Source organism: Parabacteroides timonensis, assembly GCF_900128505.1.
Classification (GTDB): Bacteria; Bacteroidota; Bacteroidia; order Bacteroidales; family Tannerellaceae; genus Parabacteroides; species Parabacteroides timonensis.
This window is the reverse complement of record NZ_LT669941.1, coordinates 1,309,046-1,331,681: the sequence shown is the minus strand read 5'-3', so window position 1 is coordinate 1,331,681 and position 22,636 is coordinate 1,309,046. Positions and strand designations below refer to the sequence as shown.

Genomic DNA, 22,636 nt, shown 5'->3' with positions numbered 1-22,636 from the left:
ATTTATTTTTTCTTTTTCACCGACCAGCCGAACTTACCGACAAAGTCTCCCAATCCGTAATATTTTCCATGCGAGTAAGCCAACAGGTCGGCACGTTGCATGTCGAATGCCCCTGTTTGCGGGTCCAGATACCGGTCGTCTGCCTGTACATTCAGTACGTCGGCGATAAACATATCGTGACTGCCCAGGGCAATTACTTCTTTCACCCGGCATTCGATACAGAGAGGAGCTTCTTCTATGGTAGGACAATTGACCAGGGTCGCTTTGCCCGGTGTAAGTCCCATTTCCTCAAATTTATGATGGTCTTTTCCCGAGTTCACACCACACCAGTCGGTAGCATAAGCCAGTTCGCGTGTGGTCAGGTTGATAACAAATTCCATATTCTTTTTCAGAACAGGATAAGAGTGACGTTCGGGACGTACGGATATATAACACATGGGTGGATTGGTACAAATCGTACCAACCCACGCCACAGTAATGATATTGTATTCTGAAGGTTCGCTGCCACAACTAACCATTACTGCTGGCAATGGATAGATCATGGTACCGGGCTTCCAGTTCTGCTTCATATTATTTATTTAATAATGATATCTTCTTTGTTGATCTTACGTTCACAATAATGACATTTGATCGTGCCTTTTTCCTTGTCGATCACTTCGAAGCGACTTGGCATCGGTTCGTTATTGGTGATACATTTCGGATTGTTACATTTTACCAGGCCAACCAGTTCGTCCGGCAAAGTGACCGTTTTCTTTTCTACAACCTCGTAATCACGGATAATGTTCAGGATCACTTTAGGAGCGATCAGGGCGATACGGTTGATCTCATCTTCTTCAAAGAATTTATCGGAGATCTTGATCACACCTTTACAACCCATTTTATTGCTGTGGAAATTGTTTCCGATCGTGATTGTGTTATCCATATTTTCAAGGCCCAGCAACTTGGCTACTTTAAATAACTGACTGGGGGGGATATGGTCGATAGCAGTTCCGTTCTCTAAAGCGGCTACCTGCAATTCTCTTTTCTTTTCTACTGACATAACGATTATCAGAATTAAATATTGATACCTAAAACTTCACAAATAATAGCCTGGCGGGCAAACAGTCCGTTGCGTGCCTGCTGGATATAGTAGGCTTTCGGATTATCGTCTACATCATAGGCGATCTCGTTGACGCGGGGTAGCGGGTGAAGTATGCGAAGGTTTTCACGGCTATTTTCCAGCATCTTGTTGCGCAGGATATATACATTCTTTACCCGTTCGTATTCTTCCAGGTCGGTGAAGCGTTCGCGTTGTACACGTGTCATGTAAAGAATATCTGTCTGGTTGATCACTTCTTCATCGAAGGTAGTATGTTCGTAATATTTGATACCGTGTTCATCGCAGAAGTTCTTGTATTCGTCCGGCATGCGAAGTTCGTCCGGTGCCACGAAATGAAAAGTAGGATTAAAGTGCGACATGCCGACGATCAGCGAATGTACCGTACGGCCGTATTTCAGGTCGCCCACCATTGTGATATTCAGGTCGGTCAGTTTTCCTTGTGTCTTTTGGATCGAATAGAGATCGAGCATCGTCTGCGAGGGATGCTGATTGGCTCCGTCTCCGGCGTTGATGATTGGAATATCTGTTACTTCCGATGCGTAGCGGGCAGCACCTTCCAGATGATGTCTCATGATGATGAGGTCTACATAGTTGCTTACCATCAGGATCGTATCTTTCAGCGTTTCGCCCTTTGAAGAACTTGTGGTCGAAGCATCCTGAAATCCGACAACCCGTCCGCCCAGACGGTTAACAGCTGTTTCAAAGCTCAAGCGCGTACGGGTAGAAGGTTCAAAAAACAGGGTCGCAGCCACTTTTCCTTCCAGTAACTTTCGGTTCGGGTTCTCCTCAAACTTCCTGGCGTTATCCAGAATACGAAGAATGTCCTCTTTGGTACATTGATCGATAGAAACTAAACTTTTACTTTTCATTTTGTGTATAATCTTCTTTTATGCAAAAGTATAAAAAAAGCGGAGACTGAATAGCCTCCGCTTCGTTTTTATTTAAGATATTCAACCAGCTTTTCCGGGAGGTAGAATGTATTGTTCTTATCGACGTAGACAACGACTGAATTGAGCCGGATTTCTTCCTGGCCTTTTTTGCCGATGGTTACGATATTACTGAACGGTGTAATGTTTAATTGTTTCTTTTTATTCTTTACAACCAGTGTCGGTGAACCTTTCTCTTCTTTGGCCGGAATGATCTCGCATTTGTAGTCTTCGAACACTTCTGTATGGGGAGCGAAGTTCTCTGCTGTCAGTTCGTCCAATTTGTCGCGATCCATGCCGAACAGGGCACACATATAGGCATTCAGCTCGATGTTGGTATGCATACCGATCGGCAGGCTGGCCTTGTCGGGGTGGTAGGCTGCCAGGAAAACATCTTCGCCGGTATGACCTCCGGTTGTAAATCCGAAACAGGTTTTTGAAGTAAGCAGTTTCGACATGAAAGAGGTCAGCGAACCACTGTACAGTGATCCTTTACCTTCTGCTGTACGTTCGCTTTCAGGGATCGGGCTGTTCTTGTAGTCTTTGCAATGGTTCAGGGCATCCAGTTCTTCGGCTGTCAGTTCAAATCCGGCATATTCGCGGAAGATGTTCTGTACTTCTGAATTGGGTTCGCTGTTTACTTTTTTAGCAAAACCTTCAGCTGTAAGTTTATAGAGGGAGAATTGATGGAACAACTGATCCTTTGTTAATTTGTCGTAGCCGGGGCAGCTGTAGCTACCGATGCTGATGCCGCTGTTTCCGTGGTCGGGAACCATGATAACAGCAGTTTCGCCGTTCTGGCGGGCAAACTCGAGTGCAGCACCGCAGGCACGGTCGTAAGCCAACATATCCGTAGCCATGCCGACAGGGTCGTTTGCGTGAGCGGCCCAGTCTACTTTGCTACCTTCTACCATCAGGAAGAAGCCTTCCGGATTTTTGGATAGCTTTTTGATAGCGATACGGGTCATTTCTTCCAGTGAAGGTTGTTGAGCCGGGTCACGGTCGAGGTCGTAAGCCATTTCGCGGTCTGCGAACAAAGCCCACATATTGTCGCCGTTATAGTTGCGCATGCCGTTGATGTCGTTTTTGAATACACCGTATCCGTTACCTTTCAGATAGGCTTCGCTTTCTTCCGGAAGGAGGGAAGCGCCGCCACCGATCACTACGTTCAGATCGTTATGAGCCATCTGTGGAGCGATCCATTCGTATTTACCGCGGTTGTAGCTGTGGGCGGAGCAGTCTGCCGGAGTAGCATGAGGAAATTCGCAGGTGAAAACAAGACCGGTCGATTTGCCCTGTGTCATTTTTGCAGCTTCCAATAGAGTCGTAAGCGGCTGGAAAGCACGTTTGGGATCGGTCGGATAGATATCGTTGTTCCCGTCATTTTCCGGATAAGTAGAAACATAACCGGTGCGGCTCGGATAACCTGTCATGTAGCAGGAAGTAGTCGGAGCAGAGTCACCGATCGGAGCGTTCGAAGAGTGCGTACGTACAGTACCGCACAGATACGGATCCAGATTCAGATTGGGTTTGTCGGGGTTGGTGTACCATTGCAACCAGCGTGCCATAGAAACGGTAGCCAGTGAAGTGCCGTCCGGTATCAGAAGGATAATGTTCTTGACCGGTTTTACATTTTCTACATCCGCAGCTTTTGCCGGCATAATGATGAATGCCAGTAGAAGCAGAAAAGTAATCGTCTTTTTCATGTGCTTTTATTGTTTTTAATTAATGTAATTGAATGATCTCTTCTTCGAAATGAGTTAGTTTCTCGATGCCTGTATCTGTAACCAGGAAACTGTTTTCGATACCGACGGCTCCTACACCCGGAATGACGAATTTAGGTTCGAGCGCGAATACCATATTCGGTTGCAGTTCTTCTTTGGAACGGGGTGTCAGTACCGGAAGTTCGTTGATCTGGATGCCGATACCGTGTCCGACAAATTTGGCTTGCTGTTTGGTCCCCATGAAGTTACCCGCAAATCCTTCTTTCTCTGCGATACCGGCTGCGATGTTATATAATTCCGAACAAACGACACCCGGACGGGCAACATTTTCTATTTCGTTTTGTATCGTTAACGAAGTCTGGTGCGCACGATAAGCCTCTTCCGTTAGTTTACCGACCGAGAATACGCGGGTCATGTCGGTCATATACGGCGTATAATTACCCGCCATATCCACCATGATGGCTGTCCCGTCTTTCAGGATCGTGCCGTTGGCTCCGAGCGGGCAGGAAGCGTCCATACCGCTGCCTCCCAGGGCGAAGTCGAAAGGAGAGGGGGCTTCGGCATTCTCACCTGCCAGGATACTTCCCATAAAAATATCCATGTTGGCTCCGAAAGCGCGGAAGATTCCGATCGAACCGTTCTGGCGCATGCGTCTTTCTATTTCATATTGAAATTCCAGATCGGTCATTCCCGGACGGAAACATTCGGCAACTTCCGAGTATGTCTTGGCATGCTTTTCGGCAGAGATGCGGAACTGCGAGATTTCCCATGGCGTTTTGATTTCGCGAAGGGTCCTCATCAGGGCAGTCGCATTACCTGTTTCTTTCGGGTTGAATATGGATTGCAGGCGGATATAATCGTTGTAGGTCAGCTCGTCGGCTTCCAGCAGCAACTTTTCCGGCATCTTGATGCCACGGGCGGCAAATATCTCGGCTATTTGTTCCGGCTTGCGGATATATTCGATGTGATCGTCGTTCAATCCGTTCGGGCGTTTGACGAAAAACCAGGGAGCTCCTTCTGCGGGCAGATAGAAATATCCGCTGAAAATCCGTCCGGTTGTATAATACAGGTTAACATCTACACTCAGCAGGCAGGCATCTGCATGCTGTATTTGCATTGCCTGTTGTATACGACCCCATTTGAGTTGCAGGTCGTCGATCAGTTCTTTTTGTATCATCTCCAACTTTTATTTTTATGTGGCTTCAAAGGTATTAAAATCTACCGGGAAAAAGGAAGATTCGGTTATTAAATCTTGATTAAGATTTCCTGTTTCCTGGCAATTCCACTTTCAGATAATTAGCCGTAATGGAAGATGGGTGAGAGAGCATTTGCTGTGGTGTTCCCTGAAAAATCAGTTTACCACCCATTTCTCCGCCTCCCGGACCCAATTCGATCACATAGTCGGCTGCTTTCAGTACATCCAGGTTGTGTTCTACCAGGAAGATCGTATTGCCTTGCTCTACCATAGAATCGAACAGTTCGATAATGTGCCGGATATCTTTCACATGCAGGCCGTCGGTCGGTTCGTCCAGTACGTATATTTTACCCCGGCTGTCGAGGTACGATGCCAGCTTTACACGTTGCAGTTCTCCTCCGGATAATGTAGAAAGGGATTGGTTCAGATGCAGATACCCCAATCCGACCTGCATGAGTGGCAGCAGCTTCTTTTCAATAATAGTCCCGGCAAAACGGAGCGAAGCTTTCCGCACGGTTAAATCCATCGCTTCGGCTATATTGATACCTTCCACTTCATACTGCAAGGCTTCCGGCGAGTAACGTAATCCGCTGCATGCTTCACAAACCGTTTCTATCGCATCCATAAAAGCCATATCCGACACGATTACCCCTTTCCCTCCGCAGACAGGGCAACCGCCTTTCCCATTGAAAGAGAATGTGCTTAAGCTGGCGCCACTCTTTTGTGCGAAAATCTTTCGGATGTCATCCGCTACGCCCAGATAGGTAGCAGGCGTTGAACGCAGGCTAATACCGATATTCTTCTGGCTGATATAGATAACCTCTTCCGGGCAGGCTTTACGGAAACATTCCATCAGGGAACTTTTCCCTGACCCGGCAACTCCGGCGATGACGGTCAGAACTCCTATCGGAAGTTTGACGGTCAGGTCTTTCAGGTTATGTTCGTTGGCATGTTCGAGTGTGAACCAGCCTGACGGTTGCCGGAGATTCTGCTTTAACGGTACTTTTTCAGTTATCATCATTCCGGTCTGTGTGCCGCTTTTCAGCAAACCTTCGTAGTCTCCTTCGTACAGGATATTGCCGCCATCCATTCCCGAGCCCGGACCCATGTCGACGATATGATCGGCGATTTGTATCATCTCTTTGTGATGTTCGACAAGAAGAACGGTGTTGCCGTGGTCGCGCAGTTTACGGACGGATGCTTTCAATAGATGAATGTCATGGCTATGCAGTCCGACGCTCGGTTCATCCAGGATATAAAGCATGTCGCACAGCGACGAGTTAATGTATTTGGCAATTTTGCACCGTTGCGCTTCCCCGCCCGAGAGAGTTCCCATGCTCCGGTCGAGTGTCAGGTAACTCAGTCCGATCTCTACCAACGCAGCTAACCGTCCGCCGATAGATTGTTTTATATCGTAGGCGATAGGGTCTTGTATGGTGTTTAACCATTCGATAATATCAGGGATGGCCATCCGGGTGACTTCGGCTATATTTTTCCCGTTGATGCGGCATGACAATACGGTCTGGTTGAGACGTGTCCCTCCACAATCCGGACATACTCCCATTGTCAGCATCGGTTCGAGTAATTTCTGGTGAACCTTACCTTCCTCCGAATTGATAATACTCCGGTACATACGGACAACGAGCCCCTCGTATTTGGCTGTCTTGGGCCAGTTTGCCGGTGCGTTTTTCAACTTGATACTTGGAGAATACAGGAATAGTTCCAACTCTTCCGGCGAGTAATCTTTTATTTTCTTGTCGAGATCAAACAGCCCTGTATTGGCATAACGTATCCAGCGCCATTCTCCGGGTTTGAATGCTACATAATTGATCACTCCGTCTTCATTCAGCGATTTATTGAAATCGACCAGCTTGTGTATATCCAGCTCCCTGATCTCGCCGAGCCCGTCACACCGGGTACATCTGCCTTGCGGATGGTTGAAAGAAAATGTGTCTGAATAGCCTACAAACGGTTTCCCGACACGTGAGAACAACAACCTCAATAAAGAGTAGATATCCGTGTAAGTTCCGACGGTAGAACGTGCATTGGGGGCAGGTTTTCGCTGGTCGATCACGATGGCTACCGGCAGGTGTTCTATCTTGTCCACATGCGGACGCCCGTATTTGGGCAGATACTGCTGGACAAAACTCGGGAAAGTCTCGTTCAGCTCCCTCCGTGATTTGGCAGCGATCGTATCGAGTACCAACGACGATTTCCCGGAGCCGGAGACTCCAGTGAAAATACTGATCTGTTTCTTCGGGATATTCAGTGAAACATGTTTCAGATTATTCTCGTGTGCACCTTCTATAATAATGTATTCTTCTTCAGAACTGTTCATATCATTCGTCATCATCTGTATTCATTCTGTATCGACTCACAAATATCGGGTGAAAAATCCTCACAACAAAATACTTTTCATATCTTTGACCGGATTCTGATTTAATAAATTACGAATGGATATCTTTTTAATTGTTATCGGGGCTATTTGCCTGCTGGTAGGATTTGCCGGATGCTTTTTACCGGTCTTACCGGGACCCCCTTTGTCTTATCTGGGACTTCTGTTGCTTCATTTTACGGATAAAGTGCAGTTTACGGTTACGCAACTGGTTGTTTGGGGTGTTTTAGTTGTCGTTGTGCAGGTACTGGATTATATAACTCCGGTACTGGGCTCCAAATATGGTGGCGGTAGTAAATGGGGAAACTGGGGATGTGTGATCGGAACGATTGCCGGTATATTTATTTTTCCTCCCTGGGGTATCCTGTTCGGCCCGTTTGCAGGAGCCGTGATCGGCGAGTTGTTAGGCGGCAAAAAGTCATTCGAAGCTTTTAAGGCGGGGATAGGTGCATTTGTCGGATTTCTGCTTAGTGTGGTTGCTAAGATATCGCTTTGCGGATATTTCCTCTACTGCTTTATAAAAGCACTGATTGTATAAAAAAGAGAGGTTCGAATGAGCCTCTCTTCATTTTTTCTATAATTATTCGGCAGGAGTTCCACCGGAAGAAATGATCTTGCTGCGTTCGATCGACTGCAAAGCCAGATAATTCGCTCCGAAGTTTTCCATATTTTCAATTTCTGTTTCGAACTGGTCCAGATGGCCTTCTTCTTCGATAACCAAGCCTTCGAAAACTTTCTTGGTGGCAGAGTCGGCATGTTGAGCACATTCGTTTGCCCATGCATTGTAATCGTCTACACTTCCGGTTTCCATCTGAGCTGCTTTTTCAAGCATTGCTTTTACATCGTGAATCTTTTCTACAGGGCCTGAACATTTCATTTCTACTTCACCTTTCAGGAATAGGATACGTTCTGCCAGGCGTTCCACATGCATCATTTCTGTGATGGCTGTACGTTTGAAAAGGCTTGACAACAGGTCGTATCCCATGTCATCTAAACGAAAATGAAAATACATGTACTGGTTAACAGCTGTCATTTCATCGGCGACTGCTTTATTCAGCAGTTCAATACTTTTCTCTCTCTTAATCATAATGCGTTAATTTAAAATTCGATTATAATAAATTGCCCTTGTTTTAATGGCTGTAAAGTTAATAGATTTATTAATATTATATTAGAAAGGGGCGAAAGATTATTCGTTATCTTTGTATAGACAAAATCAATAAAAAAAGATAGAATGACAAAGATACAGGAATTTCTGGCTGCGTTGCCGGAAGATAAAAAGACCTTATTCGTTCCGGTGTTCGGTAATGTGGACAAATTTTATACCGTTGTATATCTCGTTACCCGTAACGAGCATGTGACGGATCAGGAAAAACCGGAGCGTTATGAAGACCGCCTGCAGGTGATCCGGCAAGTAAAAAGTAAATTGGAAGCATTAGTTTCTTCTTACGGACTGGAAGGGAAAGAGATTGTGGCCGATATTGCCAGCGACTATTTTGAAGATTACGTAAATTACAAGGAACCGGAGTTCGATATTACGAACGATGAGTTTATAGGCATCATACAAAAGCTGTAAATCCCGGTATATAAAGGTCGGGATCGTGGGTACTAAAATATGTCCGTCCTGGCATTATGGTGTGGGATGAAACTTTGTTGAAATATTGACTTAATATCAATGAAATAACTTTTTTTGTATCAGGTTAGCATGACTATGTGCTGAATAACACCTACTTTTGCGGTTCGCCCGGTGATTAATCCGGGCGGCAAGTAAAAGAATAGTTGTTTTTTGGTATATACACTACATTGATGAGTTATTTTATAAAGTTGAGGGATTGGTTTACTTCCCAGAAGCACTTATTGTTTCTGTTTGCATTATTGTTTATCATTCCTAATTGTGTATTGTTTTTTACGGAGCCTTTGCCAATAACGGTGGGGATTGCTTCTTTGATCCTTCCGTATGCCTTTTGGGTGGCTTTGCTTCTGCTGGCACGTAAACCGGGAATAGTAGTCTGGTGCTTGCTGCCTAAAGTTATTCTGGATGGCGGCCAGCTGGTTCTTCTCCATCTTTTCGGTGAATCGGTCATTGCTGTGGATATGTTCCTGAACCTGACCAGTTCGACAGCCTCTGAAGCCAGCGAGCTACTGGGGAATATCTTTCTGGTCATTATAGGAGTCTTTTTCTTTTATACATTACCCACGCTATTATTGGCTACCTGGTCTATCCGGCTGAAAGAAAAGCTGACCGGTGATTTTCGCAGGAAATGGGCGATAAGAAGCCTCGGTGTTTTCGCATTGGGGATTATTCTGTGTCTGCTTGCTCCGATACAGGGCCATAACGTTTCTTTGAAAGATGATTTTTATCCGGGAAATGCACTTTATAATCTTTACTTCGCGATCAATAAAGCGGAGAAGAACAGCAACTACCATATTACTTCGGCCGATTTTACCTTTAATGCCACGAAACCGGTACAGGCCGACGGCAAGCGGGAGATTTATGTATTGGTAGTGGGCGAAACCTCCCGTGCTATGGAATGGAGTTTGTACGGTTACGAACGCGAAACGACTCCCCGGATGGAGAAGCTGGACGGTTTGGTGCACTTCACCGATGTTGTCACCCAATCCAATAATACACATAAGAGTGTCCCTATTATCCTGTCGGCTGCCAGTGCGGAAGACTACGGGATTATTTACGACGAGAAAAGTATCGTAACCGCTTTTAAGGAAGCCGGTTTCCATACGGTTGTGATAGCCAATCAGAATCTCAATACATCGATGATCGGTGCATTCTACCGCGAAGCCGATACCTTTATCGATATGAGCCAGTTCAAGACAGGATCTTCCTATCTGACATCTTTGCATGATGGCGCATTGCTTCCTTATCTTCAAAAGGAGCTGGACAAAACGGACGATAATCTTTTCTTTGTGATTCATACATACGGGTCGCACTTCAATTATCATGAACGTTACCCGAAGGAGTTTGCATTCTATACGCCCGATAAAGCGGAGGGAATCCGTGCCGCTTACAAGACACAGTTGCGTAATGCATACGATAATTCGATCCATTATACCGACTATGTCCTTGGAGAGATCACCGATATGCTTGCTAAGACAAATGCCTGCGTGTCGATGCTTTACCTGAGCGATCACGGTGAGGATATTTTTGACGACAGACGGGCCCGTTACCTGCATGCATCGCCCATCCCGACTTATTATCAGTTGCATATACCTTATATAATCTGGTTTTCTGAAGCGTATCGTGCCACCTATCCGGAGAAGTACCAGGCTGCTATGTCCCACAGCACTTTACCTGTCAGTACGAACAGCGTGTTCCATACAGTGCTCGATATTGCCGGAGTGCACACTCCGGTAGCCGATTCGACACTGGCTGTGTCGAATTCCGCCTTTACGGTTCGCGACCGCATGTACCTTGGAGATCATGACGATCCTGTTCCTTTCTGGAAGGTCGGATTAAAGAACGCAGACTTTGTTATGTTGGATAAATGGGGTATTGTTTACGATAAAGATTGATATTCCGTTACAAACATTTATCTTTGTTCCATGGCTGAACAAAGTGGACATATAACCCTCAAAGTGATCATGGGATATCTGCTATTGATAGTAATAGCAGTATGTTCGGTCGTATATATCTATCAGATCGTGGAACAGATAGCAGGTGAGGAGGAGCCCGACACCAAAGCACGCCAGAAGGTCTATCTGGTCACGAATACATTATCCCTGCTTTATGAAAGCGAAGCGCTGGGGCAACTTGTCGGTATGCCTCAAAACGATGTGAAGCATTTTAACCGTACCTTGAATAAAGCCCATCGTAACATGGACTCGCTGCGGGTCCTGATCTCTGATTCCGTGCAGTTATTGAAGATCGATACGATCGACATGCTGCTCAGGCAAAAGCGGAGAAATACCAGCCGACTGCTTGAAACCTGGAAAGAAGTCAATACCGAACATCTTTATACGCTTAATATCGAAAAGGTGATCGCCCAACAGGATACGTTTATTCAGCAGCTGGAGATCAAAGAACATGTAGTTGTCAAGCAGGATACCGTTCTCAATCCGGTAAAACCCCGTGGCTTTTTCCGTCGCCTGGCCGATGCTTTTTCCCCCGGACGCCCCGATACGAGCATTGTGGTGAATACGACCCGCCAGATCGTGACGGACACGTTGGTGAATGCATTTAATCCCTCCGATACGATTGTAAGTGTATTGAAAAGTATTCAGGACAGTGTCGCCGATCAACGTAAATTGCTGTCGGAGCAACTATTGGATCGTGCTGCCAACCTACGTTATAATAACAGTATCGTAACTAGTAAGATCAACCAGATTTTGCGTGATATAGAAGAGGAGGAAGTGAATGCCTCGCTCGAACGCATGCAAGGAAAGCAACAGCTTCTGCGCGAAACATCCCTGTTGATCGCGGGAATTGCCATTGTATCGGTCGTGATAGTGATCATCTTCATATTTATGATTACGCGGGATATATCGAAAAGTAAATACTACCGGATGCAATTGGAAAAGGCCAAGCAATATGCGGAGGACCTGCTTCATAGCCGGGAAAAAATGATGCTGACGATCAGTCATGATATCCGTGCCCCGCTCTCGTCTATCATCGGTTACATAGACTTACTGATGAGAAGGCATCCTGACGAAAGACAGCAATACTATCTGGAAAACATGTCCGGATCGGCTAGCCATATCCTTTCTCTGGTGAACGACTTATTGGATTTCCATCGTCTTGAATCCGGACAGATGGAGATACAGCGGATTCCGTTCAGCGTGTCGACCTTGTTCAATGAGATCTATACCAGCTTCCGTCCGATAGCCGAAGCGAAGTCGCTGGAGTTCGTCCTGAACCTGAAAGAGGCGGGTAGCGATAAGCTGTATGTCAGCGATCCGATCCGTATTCGCCAGGTGGTAGGCAATCTGCTGTCGAATGCCATTAAATTTACGCGCGAAGGAAGGGTTGTGATGGTTGTTTCCGTCAATGCCCTTACCGGTAACAGCGCGCAGTTGAATGTGATTGTGAGTGATTCCGGTCCCGGTATCCCGGAGGAAGAGCAGGAGCGTATTTTCGGTGAATTTACTCGTCTATCGGTAAGTGAAAAGGCGGAAGGGTTCGGTCTGGGATTGTCCATTACCCGGAAGATGACGGTCCTGATGGGTGGTTCTCTCTCGCTAAAGAGTGTTGTCGGCAAAGGGTGTGATTTTACGATCGAGCTTCCAATAACTGTGGCGGATGTACAGGTACTTCCTATTGCTGAAGAATCGGTAGCCGAGCCTGAAACATCGGCATTTTCCGGACGCGATATTTATTGCCTGTTGGTGGACGACGACCCGTTGCAACTGGCCCTTACAGAAGAATACCTGCGCCAGAATCATGTGGAAGTGGTAAGTTGTACCGATCCGTTTGCCGTAACCGGTTTATTGGAGAAAAATGCGTTCGATGTTATTATTACGGATATACAGATGCCCGGAATGGATGGTTTCCAACTGCTTGCACAGATACGTTCTTCCTATATGCAGGGAATGGATAAGATCCCGGTGATCGCCCTTTCTGCCAGTGTGGAAAATGAGCACGATCATTATCTGGAATCCGGCTTTACAGGCTTTTTGAACAAGCCTTTTACAGCCCGCCAACTGATTACGTTATTGAATAAGTTGCTTTCGACGAAAATAGAAGTGACGACAGAGTTCAAATTCGATTCGCTTACAGCGTTTGCCGGCGAAGACAAGGATGCGTCCAATTCCATATTATCCACTTTCATCTATGAGACAGGAAAGAGCAATGATTTGCTGGAAGCCAGTTTGAATGACGGCAACCGGGAACAATCGGCAAAACTTTCCCATAAAATGGTCCCATTGTTTACTATGTTGGGAGCAACTTCCCTGGTCGAAAAGCTAAGGTCGATAGAAAAAAATGCACAATGCATGGCGGAGGAAGAGTGGAGAACCCAGCTTTCCGAGGTAATCGCCGAAGTAAAAAATATCATAGCCCAGGCTACCAGCCTGATAGATTAGAAAATATTGAACCTAAATAACAGACCTCGTAGGGGCGGGTTCTAAACCCGCCCAATATCGACAGAATGTAATCATTGTCACAACGGGCAGGTTTGGAACCTGCCCCTACAAGGACGGTCATACTGGTTCACATCTGACAAATACAGAATTTTCCCCTGTGTCAAAACGGGGTATGAAATTGTGGATTTTTTCCACAGTTGTGTCCCCATTTCTACAACTGTATTGTTTTAATATTCCTGTCTGTTAGAACATTTTATCTTCCTTTTCTGTTAAGTTATAAGAGTTTATGAAATCAACGAAGCTCTTTTGCGGACTTTGGCATGAATTTCGTACTCCTATTATTAGAATCGTAAGTGGACGTTTCTACATTTAAACCGTTTAAAGCAAAAAAGATTATTTCTGAGTATTCTATTAAGTCTGCAAAAACAAAAAAAGCATCTGTTGGGGATGCTTTTTTTGTTTGGTGTAAGTTTGTTTGCTAAATTTGCACTCATTAATAAAAAAAGACCAATAGAATACCATGGAGCACGAAATGCCACTCAAGTCGGCACGCATTGAAGTTGTCGACGCCCTAAGAGGTTTTGCCGTTATGGCAATTATGTTTTTACATAATATCGAACATTTTAATTTCTACGAATTCCCGGAAGCTACTTCCGAGTTCATGAAGTCGCTTAACACGAATGTCTGGGATACTCTGTTCTTCCTTTTCAGCGGAAAAGCGTATGCGATCTTTTCCCTCTTATTCGGTTTTAGCTTTTTCATTCAATATAACAACCAGGCCAAAAAAGGAAAAGACTTCCGTTTGCGTTTCTTGTGGCGGTTGTTCCTGCTTTTCCTGATCGGCTGTTTCAACGGTGCGTTCTTCCCCGGAGATATCCTCGTTTTGTATGCTATCGTAGGTGTTGTTCTTATCCCGGTCTGCCGGTGGAGCGATAAGGCGGTATTAATAACGGCTATACTATTGATGCTTCAACCTGTGGAGTGGGCTAAGTTTTTCTATGCGATGAATAATCCGGAGTATGTGGCTACGCCGGGTCAATGGTTGGTACATCATAAAAATATGTATCCGTTCCTGAGCCAGCCTGATTTCTGGGCTATGGTAAAGTCGAATCTGTGGGACGGACAGCTTTTCAGCCTGTTGTGGGGATGGAGTCATGGCCGTTTCTTCCAGACCGCTTCCCTCTTCCTTATAGGTATGTTGATCGGACGTCGCCAGCTGTTTGTTCATTTATCGGAGAACCGTAAATTTTGGCTTCGTACGTTACTGATCGGCTTTGTTTGCTTTGTTCCTCTTTATTATCTGACGGAAGCTTTACCGGAGCTGTTACCGAATAAGAGTATGCTGTCTCCAATGAACACGATTGTCTCCTCTTTCCGTAATTTCTCATTCATGTGTGTATTGGTTGCCCTCTTTGTCTTCTTGTGGCAACAGGTATCCGGCCACAAAGTATTATCAGTTCTGGTACCTTATGGAAAGATGAGCCTGACTAACTATTTGAGCCAGTCCATTATAGGTACATTTATCTATTTCGGCTATGGTCTGTCGCTGTATAATGTGTTGGGAGTAGCAGCCAGTTTCGGAGTCGGCATCGGGCTGTTTGTCCTTCAATTGGGATTCTGCCATTGGTGGTTAAAGAATCATAAACAGGGGCCGTTCGAAGGGGCCTGGCGTAAAGCGACCTGGATTTGTTCCTGATTTATCCTTAAAATATATATCTTTGCCTAAGGTTTAAATATAATTTAAGTATGCCATCAGTTCTTATAGTTGAAGATGATATAACTTTCTCTTTAATGCTCACAACCTGGTTAGGGAAGAAAGGCTTTGAGGTTAAGGCATTAAGCTCGGTTTCGGACGCAAAGCGCCAGATTGAGAGTGTCAGCTACGACCTGATCTTGTCGGATCTGCGTTTGCCGGACGGTGACGGGATCGACTTGTTGAAATGGGTAAAGGAAAAATACAACTCTTTACCTCTGATCATGATGACGAGCTATGCGGAGATACAGACTGCTGTGCAGGCCATCAAATTGGGGGCATCCGATTATATAGCCAAGCCGCTGAATCCGGAAGAGTTGCTGGGTAAGATCCGTGAGGTCGTAAAAGCGCCTGCGGCGGAACATCCGGTTACTAAAAAATCATCGGAAGGAAACACTTATATTGAAGGACAGAGTCCTGCTGCCCGCCAGTTGTTCGATCATGTCCGTCTGGTAGCTCCGACGGATATGTCCGTACTGATTACCGGGGCGAGCGGAACAGGTAAAGAATATATAGCCCGCCGTATCCACGAATTAAGTAACCGTAGTAAAGCTCCGTTCATCGCTGTCGATTGCGGGGCGATCCCTAAAGACCTGGCGGCTTCAGAGTTTTTCGGCCATGTGAAGGGATCGTTTACCGGTGCAATAGATAATAAGACCGGCGCTTTTGTTGCTGCTCATGGAGGAACGATCTTCCTGGATGAAATCGGTAACCTGACCTATGAGGTGCAGGTACAGTTACTTCGTGCCTTGCAGGAGCGTAAGGTCAAGCCGATCGGTAGTAATGATGAGATCGCTATCAACGTCCGGTTGATCTCGGCCACGAACGAAAATCTTCGTACAGCCATTGAAAAAGGCGATTTCCGGGAAGACCTCTATCATCGTATCAATGAGTTCACTATCCGTATTCCGGATTTGAAAGAGCGGAAAGAAGACTTATTGCTTTTCGCCAATAATTTCCTTGATCAGGCGAATGCGGAACTTCAGAAAGATATTATTGGTTTCGACGGCGAGACAATCCGTCTTTTCCAGTCGTATTCATGGCCGGGTAACCTGCGCCAGATGAAAAACGTCATCAAGTATGCTACCCTTTTGGCTACCGGCCGGTATATCACCCGTCGCGAACTTCCCGAAGAGTTGACGGAAGCTCCGGAGAAGGACACCCGTATCCTTCTGAAAGACGAAACCCACGAATGCGAATTGATCAAACGAGCCCTTCAGGAATCCAACAACAACAAAACCCGCGCCGCCCAACTGTTGGGCATAGATCGGAAAACGCTTTATAATAAGTTGAAGTTGTATAATTTGGATTGATAGGGACGATTCTCTATCTTTGTCAGGAAAGTGATGATTATGATTCGAAAACTTATCATACGTAATTTTGGAGCTATAAAGTCTGCGGATATAGATTTGAAAGACTATAATGTATTCATTGGTGAGCAAGGTTCAGGAAAGAGTACTATCGCTAAACTTATTACTATTTTTGAAGAGAATGCGACTAATCTTTTTCAGGACAAAGGATTTGATTTGAAACCTCTGTTTGAAGAGTATAATATAGCTTCTTATTTCAATAGTGATACTTATATACATTATATCGGTGAAAGTGTTACTATCTCTTATTTGCAAGGAAAGTTTGATTTTGCGATCTCTGAGGGACAGGCAGTAGGAGAAAGAGAACAAATTAAAAGTCTTTATATCCCGGCTGAACGCTTCTTTGTAAGTACATTCTCTCGTTCGCTGGCAACCCTTGTACTTAATAAAGCTCCGATACCTGATACTTTATTGAAGTTTGCTTCTATCTATGAGAAGGCTAAAAAGAAGTATCCGGATTATAACGTTCCTATTTTTAATTTGCTGTTTCAGACAAATAATTCGAATGAAACTCTGTTGTTGAAAGACAGTGATAAAACAATCCCTTTCAAGGATGCTTCATCCGGTATGCAATCTGTGATACCTTTATTGATGGTGCTTGACTATGCTGTAGAAGAAAAGGAATACAGCCGGTTTGTCGTAGAGGAACCGGAATTGAACTTGTTTCCTCAGACTCAGGTTAAGTTACTTCATCAAATGATTGGCAAATGTAAAAAGCTCACCATAACAACGCACAGTCCTTATTTATTATCTGCTTTTAATAACCTGATAGAAGCGAATAATGTATTGAACGCAGATATCTCAAAGGCTGCTGAAGTTTATAAGTTAGTTCCCCAGGCATGTGTACTGGATTTTGATAATGTGGGAGCTTATAAGATCGAGGGTGGAGAAGTCCTTTCTATTTTAGATAAAGAATATCGACTGATAGTTGCTGATCAGATAGATTCTGTTGCCGATCAGGAGAGCCGTATATTTTCTGAATTGTTAGCATTAGAGGTATAATGGATAAGTTTAAGCCAAATTGTACAACTGAAATAACCGACCGGATACTTGTTCTTGAGGAGAACAAGCGTAAATGTGTTTTTTCAAATCCTCAGAATAACATATTAACCAAAGTAGTAGTAGATGGTTGTCAGATAACAGAAGGTGTTAAATGTGATTTTCTGGTTTTGGATCATAATGCAAATGAATATTTTGTAGAACTGAAAGGAAAAGACATCCCGCATGCTCTGGAGCAATTGGAATCTACTATCAAACAGCTTTCAAGTACAAATAATATTCTGAAGACAGCTATTATTGTGACGAGTCGTTATCCCAGTAATGATACGACTATGCAACGTGCTAAAGCCTTTTTTAAGAAGAAATATAAAGTAGACTTACTATCCAAAAATGTAAGGATGGATATCTTAATAAAGTAGTCTTTCGATAATACCTCGTGCCGTAGGCTCTATTTTGCCGTCTGCTTCAGCTGACGGATTTAATAATAAAGAGGCAAGGCCTTTTCCTCTGTGGGTTTTAACCCCTTTTTAACTTCAAAAACCAGCTTAGATCTAACCAATTAATAAAGATTTATCCTTACATTTGCAGCAAACTAAAAACACTTAGCTATGTCTTATCTATCACTTATTATTCATTGCGTATGGAGTACTAAAAAAAGGGCTCCCTTATTAAAGAATCCACATTATCGGTATGAATTGTATACTCATATACGTAAATATTCAAAATCCAAAGGTATCCTAATTGATCATATTGGTGGTTTTACCGATCATGTACATCTTTTGTTATTTCTGAAATCGGATCAATCTCTTGGAGAGGTAGCCAGATTGATAAAAGGAGAATCATCTCGTTGGTATTGTCTGATGAAGTATGGACCACTACAATGGCAGGATGATTATTTTGCTATCTCTGTGAGTCCAGATAGGCTGGATACCGTCCGACAGTATATCAGAAAACAGGAAGAGCACCATAAGAAATGTAGTTTTGAGGAAGAATATGAATCTTTTATGGGAATGCTTCGTAGAAGTGGTTTATAAGTGTTGTCTGTTGAACGAAGAATATATTAAAGGGGTTAAAACCCACAGAGGAATCCGCCTTTGGCGGAGTATTTATTGATCCGTCAGCTGAAGCAGACGGCAAAAGAGAGCCTTTGGCATGAGGCACGCCTCATATAAGATTTACTGTGACAGAAGTAAATCTTTCTTTTTATCAAGAGACTGTATGTAAATTTCAATTAAACATCAGAATATACCCATTCAGATAGGTAGCGAATAGTAGCCAGGCTACATAAGGGATGAATAGGATAGAGCTTGCTTTGTTTACAGGGTAGCTCTTTAGGGTGTAGTTGATAACGAATATATCGAGCAATAGGATGTTGATGAATCCGATAAGCGGATTCTGGAAATAAAAGAAGCCGATGCTCCATGTAAAGTTGAAGAACAGCTGCATGATGAATGCTTTCACAAAGAATCGCTTTTGCTCGATTGCTGAATTAATGATAAGCCCGATCGAAATGCCCATACATATATAAATGATACTCCAGGCTATTGGAAAGACGATGTTAGGAGGGGTGAGTGCCGGCTTGACTAAAGTCGGATACCAGTTCTTTATTGCGTCAGCCTGAAAGTAGCTGGCAGTAAGCCCTACAAAGAAACAAATCAGAATAGGGATAATGATGGATAATACTTTTCTCATGATCATTTGCTTTTCTTATTGTATAACAAAGTGCGAAACCTCCTTGTTGTCGGAAAAACATAAAGCAGGGTTAAAAAGATTCCTTATCCGGATTCATCCCTACCTGGTGGAGGTGTTAATATGATTCACTTTTTATCAGATGAGCTATCCTTCTTTACAAGGCAAAGCCTTGTGCCGTAGGCTCTCTTTTGCCGTCTGCTTTAGCTGACGGTTTCAAATTCAGGAGGCAAAGCCTCTTCCTTTGTGGGCTTCAGCCCCTTTTATAAAAGATCTGTCCAATATGTTTTTAAAGGGGTTAAAACCCACAAAGGAATCCGTCTTTGCCGGAGTATTTATCCATCCGTCAGCTGAAGCAGACGGCAAAAGAGAACCTTCGGCATGAGGCAGATTAATTCTGCTGATGAGTATTTAAGTATGAAAGTAAATGTGGAAACTATTTTTGAGAAAGAGGATAGAAACCAGGTATTTATTGTTTTATTTTGAAAAGTAAGGGGCTATCCATTCCCTAACAATGGCTGTGCGGAAAATGACAGTTCCCTGCGCGGTTAGCCGAAATTTTCTGCGCAGGGAATGATAAAAAGCTGCGCGGGTAACTTTTATCCAGTCTCGATTGTTGTAACTTTACCTTTTTTAAAAGAAAGGAAAAGTTATGAAGAATAAGGACTTTTACAAACAGATGAGATTGCTGGAGCAGGAAAAACGTTCTGCCGGCAATAACAGTACGGCAGACCTGTATCGGGCTGTCCGTAACCACTTTGAAAATTTTAATAGTGGTTGTGAACTTTCGTTGGATGATATCACCCGCAGTAAGGTGTATGGTTTTATTGAATGGCTGCGTCAAAAAGGATTACGGGTGAACAGTGTGAACAGTTATCTGAGTTGTTTGCGTGCGATGTACAATCGTGCCTGTCTCGGTTGGAAAAAGAAGCCGCTGGAGTCGCCTTTTACCGGACTCCGATTGAAACGTGAGGAAACCCGGAAACGGGCCGTGACAACTCAAGTGATCAAACAGATCGCCTCCCTCGACCTGAAAGAGGAGCCGAAGAAACAGCTGGCTGCCGATCTGTCTCTTTTTTCCTTTATGGCCTGTGGTATGCCTTTTGTCGACCTGGTGCATCTGACACGGGATAATCTGATAGATGATGGGAAGGTATTGACGTATCATCGGCAGAAAACCGGAGTACTGATCCAGATAGAAGTAACTCCGGGAATGCAGTTCCTGATAGACCGTTATAGCCGTCCGGACGCCCACTATCTTTTTCCGGTTTTATCGGAAGATGCTACGTACGAACAGTATAAATACTGCCTGGCCAAACAAAATCAGTATCTGAAAGATTTATGTGTGCTTTTGAATCTGGATGAGACGCTGACAACTTATGTGTTTCGTCACGCATGGGCTTCGGAAGCCTACCATTGCCATGTGCCGATTGGTATTATCAGCCAGGCTCTGGGACATACTACAGAGCGTATGACGCATACTTATCTCCTCGCTTTTGGAGTAGATGAACTAGGTAAAGCGGCTAAACAAGTCTCTGGAAAAGTGGAGCAGTTGGTTATAGGGGAAATTTATCCTTATTTGTGAAATAAGGGGAAAATGCGTCTTTCTATCTCAAACATAGATGTTTATAATCACTTGGATTTACCATTTGAGATAAAACACTGTGCAAACATAGATAGATTCCAACGAATAAACAAGGCTTTCATCGTGTTTTATAAAAAAAAGCACATCTATTTAATGTATTTTCACATATTTACCTGTTTTATAGCCTATAGCCCGAATTTTAGGGAGTACAGGTATAAAGGGGGGGTGGGAATGTTATCTCTTTAATATCCTTTAGAAAAAAACTGTTATCATTTCTACTTGTTTTTTTCAAAAACGAACCTCAAAAAGACTCCAATCCTACATTTTTATTATTATTCGGGGCAGAAACTCTGTTAAAAAAAGAGCTCCTTTTAGTGCTTTCCCTTATTTCACAAATAAGGGTAGAATTTTGAAGAAAAAACTGAATATCAAAAGCCAATAGGGAGATGTATAGGATGAAACAGCAAATCTGTAAAAGGATAATGGAAATAATGAGAACTGCGCTTTGCCTGTTCATACTTTCTACGTTTTTCTTGCCGGGAACGAATGCCCAAACTACCTCCTATATTAAAGCAGAATCTTTTTTATTTTCCTTTAAAGAAAATAATGATATGTTTCTTGCCGATTATGGTGACAATGCCTACCAGTTGGAACGGATGGGACAGCAGTTGCCTGTTTCCCGTAATCGTTTGTTGGCCGGAAGTTGTCATTTATTGATAATCTCTCATGTGAATGCCTATGACTGTGAAGAGGACGCTGTGATCAATGAAGCCTCCCTTCGTGCCAATCGTATCCGTGCCTATCTGAAAACCCGGTTGGATATTCCTGCCGAATGTGTGGCTTTTTATATCGATCGAAGCGGAAGTTATCGTGACCGGGTACATGTCTACCTGGTGGAATCGCCGCTTCCCTGGTTTGCCAATACTGCTATCCGGTATAGCGAGAGTCGTTATCCGAAAGCTGTCAGGGAGGCCTTGTCAAAATATGGAGCTATCCCTTACGTCGATTTGTTTCGTCGTAGTGAAGCCGGTGGTTATGATCGTGAGGTTTATCGTATCGACGACCCGTTGTTCGACCGTTCGGAACTGGAAGATTACCGTCTGGCTTCGGTTGTGAATACATTGGATACTCATAGCACCACTATAACCACCCGTGAAACGGTACGGACGATAAAAAAGAAAAGACAGGTACAAGAGTTAATACCGGAAGAAATAGTAACCGAAGAAAATGAACCGGAAATAGCAGCTGTTCGTCAACCGGTTTCCCGGTCTGATGCTGCACCTGTTCTTATGGCTGTTAAAACTAACCTGTTGCCCTGGTGTACCGTCGCTCCTTCCATTCTTTTGGGTACGGGCGACGTGAAGATGCAGACCGGTTCCTTTATGCCGAATGTGGAGTTGGAATGGTATTTTTCCAAACGCTGGTCAGTGGCAGTGTCAGGTATGTATTCCGACTTTTCCTATAAAGATAAGACACGCGATCGTTGGTCGGTGTCGGAAATTTCGGTCGAACCCCGTGTATGGCCATTGCGTTCAGGTGAGTTTAATTGGTTGAGTACCGGACTGTTTGGTGAATACGGTGATTTTGATGTGCGGGGTAGTGATATCGATCCCGACAAAGAAGTGCTTTATGGACGTACCGGCCGTTTCTGGACAATGGGGGCTTCCATCAATTGTCTGATACCGCTAGGGAAAGGATTTTGTGTCGAGGGGAGTGTCCGGACGGGGTATCGTTCGACTTTCGATGGGAAGAAATATCGTTACGATAAAATAGACGACAAGAATTATCTGGAAACTCGCTTTTCGTCCACCGGTTTTATGGTTGGCCTGAAAGTGAGTCTGGTGTATCGTTTTCAAATCAGATAGGGTAGG

Annotated in this window: 19 protein-coding genes; 11 read left to right on the top strand and 8 right to left on the bottom strand. The window is 44.2% G+C overall.

What is annotated here, in order from left to right:
• Nucleotides 1–2: 2 nt before the first annotated feature.
• The 6 genes from BQ7394_RS13105 to BQ7394_RS13080 all read right to left on the bottom strand — a co-directional run bounded on the left by BQ7394_RS13105 (nt 3) and on the right by BQ7394_RS13080 (nt 7,297).
• Nucleotides 3–569 carry a flavin reductase family protein gene (locus tag BQ7394_RS13105; RefSeq protein WP_075557847.1) on the bottom strand — a complete coding sequence of 189 codons (567 nt, stop codon included), beginning with the start codon at nt 567–569 and terminating at the stop codon, nt 3–5.
• A 5-nt stretch (nt 570–574) separates the two neighbouring features.
• The gene (gene pyrI / locus BQ7394_RS13100) at nt 575–1,039 is read right to left on the bottom strand and encodes an aspartate carbamoyltransferase regulatory subunit (protein ID WP_075557846.1); all 465 of its coding nucleotides are present in this window, start codon (nt 1,037–1,039) and stop codon (nt 575–577) included.
• 14 nt (nt 1,040–1,053) lie between these two features.
• Nucleotides 1,054–1,968 carry an aspartate carbamoyltransferase gene (gene pyrB / locus BQ7394_RS13095; RefSeq protein ID WP_075557845.1) on the bottom strand — a complete coding sequence of 305 codons (915 nt, stop codon included), beginning with the start codon at nt 1,966–1,968 and terminating at the stop codon, nt 1,054–1,056.
• Between the two features lie 68 nt (nt 1,969–2,036).
• Nucleotides 2,037–3,731: an alkaline phosphatase gene (locus BQ7394_RS13090; protein WP_075557844.1), complete on the bottom strand. Its 1,695-nt coding sequence runs from the start codon at nt 3,729–3,731 to the stop codon at nt 2,037–2,039.
• Between the two features lie 19 nt (nt 3,732–3,750).
• The gene (locus BQ7394_RS13085) at nt 3,751–4,926 is read right to left on the bottom strand and encodes a M24 family metallopeptidase (protein WP_075557843.1); all 1,176 of its coding nucleotides are present in this window, start codon (nt 4,924–4,926) and stop codon (nt 3,751–3,753) included.
• A gap of 79 nt (nt 4,927–5,005) precedes the next feature.
• Nucleotides 5,006–7,297, bottom strand: a complete 2,292-nt coding sequence (locus tag BQ7394_RS13080) for an ATP-binding cassette domain-containing protein (protein ID WP_235848742.1) — start codon at nt 7,295–7,297, stop codon at nt 5,006–5,008.
• Between the two features lie 100 nt (nt 7,298–7,397).
• Here BQ7394_RS13080 and BQ7394_RS13075 point away from each other — a divergent pair, with 100 nt between their 5' ends.
• Nucleotides 7,398–7,877 (top strand): DUF456 domain-containing protein, encoded by a 480-nt coding sequence (locus BQ7394_RS13075; protein WP_075557842.1) that lies wholly within the window; start codon nt 7,398–7,400, stop codon nt 7,875–7,877.
• Between the two features lie 42 nt (nt 7,878–7,919).
• On the opposite strand, the gene BQ7394_RS13070 is transcribed toward BQ7394_RS13075, so the two are convergent.
• A complete protein-coding gene (locus BQ7394_RS13070) occupies nt 7,920–8,426 on the bottom strand; it encodes a ferritin-like domain-containing protein (protein WP_075557841.1) in 507 nt (168 codons plus the stop codon).
• 144 nt (nt 8,427–8,570) lie between these two features.
• Here BQ7394_RS13070 and BQ7394_RS13065 point away from each other — a divergent pair, with 144 nt between their 5' ends.
• The 8 genes from BQ7394_RS13065 to tnpA all read left to right on the top strand — a co-directional run bounded on the left by BQ7394_RS13065 (nt 8,571) and on the right by tnpA (nt 18,525).
• Nucleotides 8,571–8,912, top strand: a complete 342-nt coding sequence (locus BQ7394_RS13065) for a hypothetical protein (RefSeq protein WP_075557840.1) — start codon at nt 8,571–8,573, stop codon at nt 8,910–8,912.
• Between the two features lie 230 nt (nt 8,913–9,142).
• Nucleotides 9,143–10,864 carry a phosphoethanolamine transferase family protein gene (locus BQ7394_RS13060; RefSeq protein ID WP_075557839.1) on the top strand — a complete coding sequence of 574 codons (1,722 nt, stop codon included), beginning with the start codon at nt 9,143–9,145 and terminating at the stop codon, nt 10,862–10,864.
• Nucleotides 10,865–10,894: 30 nt separating this feature from the next.
• Nucleotides 10,895–13,369, top strand: coding sequence for a hybrid sensor histidine kinase/response regulator (locus tag BQ7394_RS13055; protein WP_075557838.1), 2,475 nt, complete (start codon nt 10,895–10,897; stop codon nt 13,367–13,369).
• Between the two features lie 520 nt (nt 13,370–13,889).
• A complete protein-coding gene (locus tag BQ7394_RS13050) occupies nt 13,890–15,065 on the top strand; it encodes a DUF418 domain-containing protein (RefSeq protein WP_075557837.1) in 1,176 nt (391 codons plus the stop codon).
• A 50-nt stretch (nt 15,066–15,115) separates the two neighbouring features.
• The gene (locus BQ7394_RS13045; protein WP_075557836.1) at nt 15,116–16,435 is read left to right on the top strand and encodes a sigma-54-dependent transcriptional regulator; all 1,320 of its coding nucleotides are present in this window, start codon (nt 15,116–15,118) and stop codon (nt 16,433–16,435) included.
• 39 nt (nt 16,436–16,474) lie between these two features.
• A complete protein-coding gene (locus BQ7394_RS13040; RefSeq protein ID WP_075560014.1) occupies nt 16,475–17,494 on the top strand; it encodes an AAA family ATPase in 1,020 nt (339 codons plus the stop codon).
• Nucleotides 17,494–17,910 carry a hypothetical protein gene (locus BQ7394_RS13035; protein WP_075557835.1) on the top strand — a complete coding sequence of 139 codons (417 nt, stop codon included), beginning with the start codon at nt 17,494–17,496 and terminating at the stop codon, nt 17,908–17,910. The genes BQ7394_RS13040 and BQ7394_RS13035 overlap by 1 nt, the downstream gene beginning before the upstream one ends.
• A gap of 189 nt (nt 17,911–18,099) precedes the next feature.
• Complete coding sequence (gene tnpA, locus BQ7394_RS13030; protein ID WP_075557834.1) at nt 18,100–18,525, top strand: IS200/IS605 family transposase; 426 nt, start codon at nt 18,100–18,102, stop codon at nt 18,523–18,525.
• A 193-nt stretch (nt 18,526–18,718) separates the two neighbouring features.
• On the opposite strand, the gene BQ7394_RS13025 is transcribed toward tnpA, so the two are convergent.
• Entirely contained in the window at nt 18,719–19,183 is a 465-nt protein-coding gene (locus BQ7394_RS13025; RefSeq protein WP_075560013.1) for a TspO/MBR family protein, read from the bottom strand.
• Between the two features lie 649 nt (nt 19,184–19,832).
• On the opposite strand from BQ7394_RS13025, the gene BQ7394_RS13020 reads away from it, so the two are divergent.
• The gene (locus tag BQ7394_RS13020; protein WP_075557833.1) at nt 19,833–20,765 is read left to right on the top strand and encodes a tyrosine-type recombinase/integrase; all 933 of its coding nucleotides are present in this window, start codon (nt 19,833–19,835) and stop codon (nt 20,763–20,765) included.
• 482 nt (nt 20,766–21,247) lie between these two features.
• Nucleotides 21,248–22,630, top strand: a complete 1,383-nt coding sequence (locus BQ7394_RS13010) for a DUF3575 domain-containing protein (RefSeq protein ID WP_087880600.1) — start codon at nt 21,248–21,250, stop codon at nt 22,628–22,630.
• Nucleotides 22,631–22,636 lie beyond the last annotated feature (6 nt).

Coding starts and splice junctions, on each gene's coding strand:
- BQ7394_RS13055 (WP_075557838.1), top strand. CDS start 10,895: ATGGCTGAACAAAGTGGACATATAACCCTCAAAGTGATCATGGGATAT.
- BQ7394_RS13070 (WP_075557841.1), bottom strand. CDS start 8,426: ATGATTAAGAGAGAGAAAAGTATTGAACTGCTGAATAAAGCAGTCGCC.
- pyrB (WP_075557845.1), bottom strand. CDS start 1,968: ATGAAAAGTAAAAGTTTAGTTTCTATCGATCAATGTACCAAAGAGGAC.
- BQ7394_RS13060 (WP_075557839.1), top strand. CDS start 9,143: ATGAGTTATTTTATAAAGTTGAGGGATTGGTTTACTTCCCAGAAGCAC.
- BQ7394_RS13090 (WP_075557844.1), bottom strand. CDS start 3,731: ATGAAAAAGACGATTACTTTTCTGCTTCTACTGGCATTCATCATTATG.
- BQ7394_RS13075 (WP_075557842.1), top strand. CDS start 7,398: ATGGATATCTTTTTAATTGTTATCGGGGCTATTTGCCTGCTGGTAGGA.
- tnpA (WP_075557834.1), top strand. CDS start 18,100: ATGTCTTATCTATCACTTATTATTCATTGCGTATGGAGTACTAAAAAA.
- BQ7394_RS13085 (WP_075557843.1), bottom strand. CDS start 4,926: ATGATACAAAAAGAACTGATCGACGACCTGCAACTCAAATGGGGTCGT.
- BQ7394_RS13050 (WP_075557837.1), top strand. CDS start 13,890: ATGGAGCACGAAATGCCACTCAAGTCGGCACGCATTGAAGTTGTCGAC.
- BQ7394_RS13010 (WP_087880600.1), top strand. CDS start 21,248: ATGGAAATAATGAGAACTGCGCTTTGCCTGTTCATACTTTCTACGTTT.
- BQ7394_RS13065 (WP_075557840.1), top strand. CDS start 8,571: ATGACAAAGATACAGGAATTTCTGGCTGCGTTGCCGGAAGATAAAAAG.
- pyrI (WP_075557846.1), bottom strand. CDS start 1,039: ATGTCAGTAGAAAAGAAAAGAGAATTGCAGGTAGCCGCTTTAGAGAAC.
- BQ7394_RS13025 (WP_075560013.1), bottom strand. CDS start 19,183: ATGAGAAAAGTATTATCCATCATTATCCCTATTCTGATTTGTTTCTTT.
- BQ7394_RS13080 (WP_235848742.1), bottom strand. CDS start 7,297: ATGATGACGAATGATATGAACAGTTCTGAAGAAGAATACATTATTATA.
- BQ7394_RS13105 (WP_075557847.1), bottom strand. CDS start 569: ATGAAGCAGAACTGGAAGCCCGGTACCATGATCTATCCATTGCCAGCA.
- BQ7394_RS13020 (WP_075557833.1), top strand. CDS start 19,833: ATGAAGAATAAGGACTTTTACAAACAGATGAGATTGCTGGAGCAGGAA.
- BQ7394_RS13040 (WP_075560014.1), top strand. CDS start 16,475: ATGATTCGAAAACTTATCATACGTAATTTTGGAGCTATAAAGTCTGCG.
- BQ7394_RS13035 (WP_075557835.1), top strand. CDS start 17,494: ATGGATAAGTTTAAGCCAAATTGTACAACTGAAATAACCGACCGGATA.
- BQ7394_RS13045 (WP_075557836.1), top strand. CDS start 15,116: ATGCCATCAGTTCTTATAGTTGAAGATGATATAACTTTCTCTTTAATG.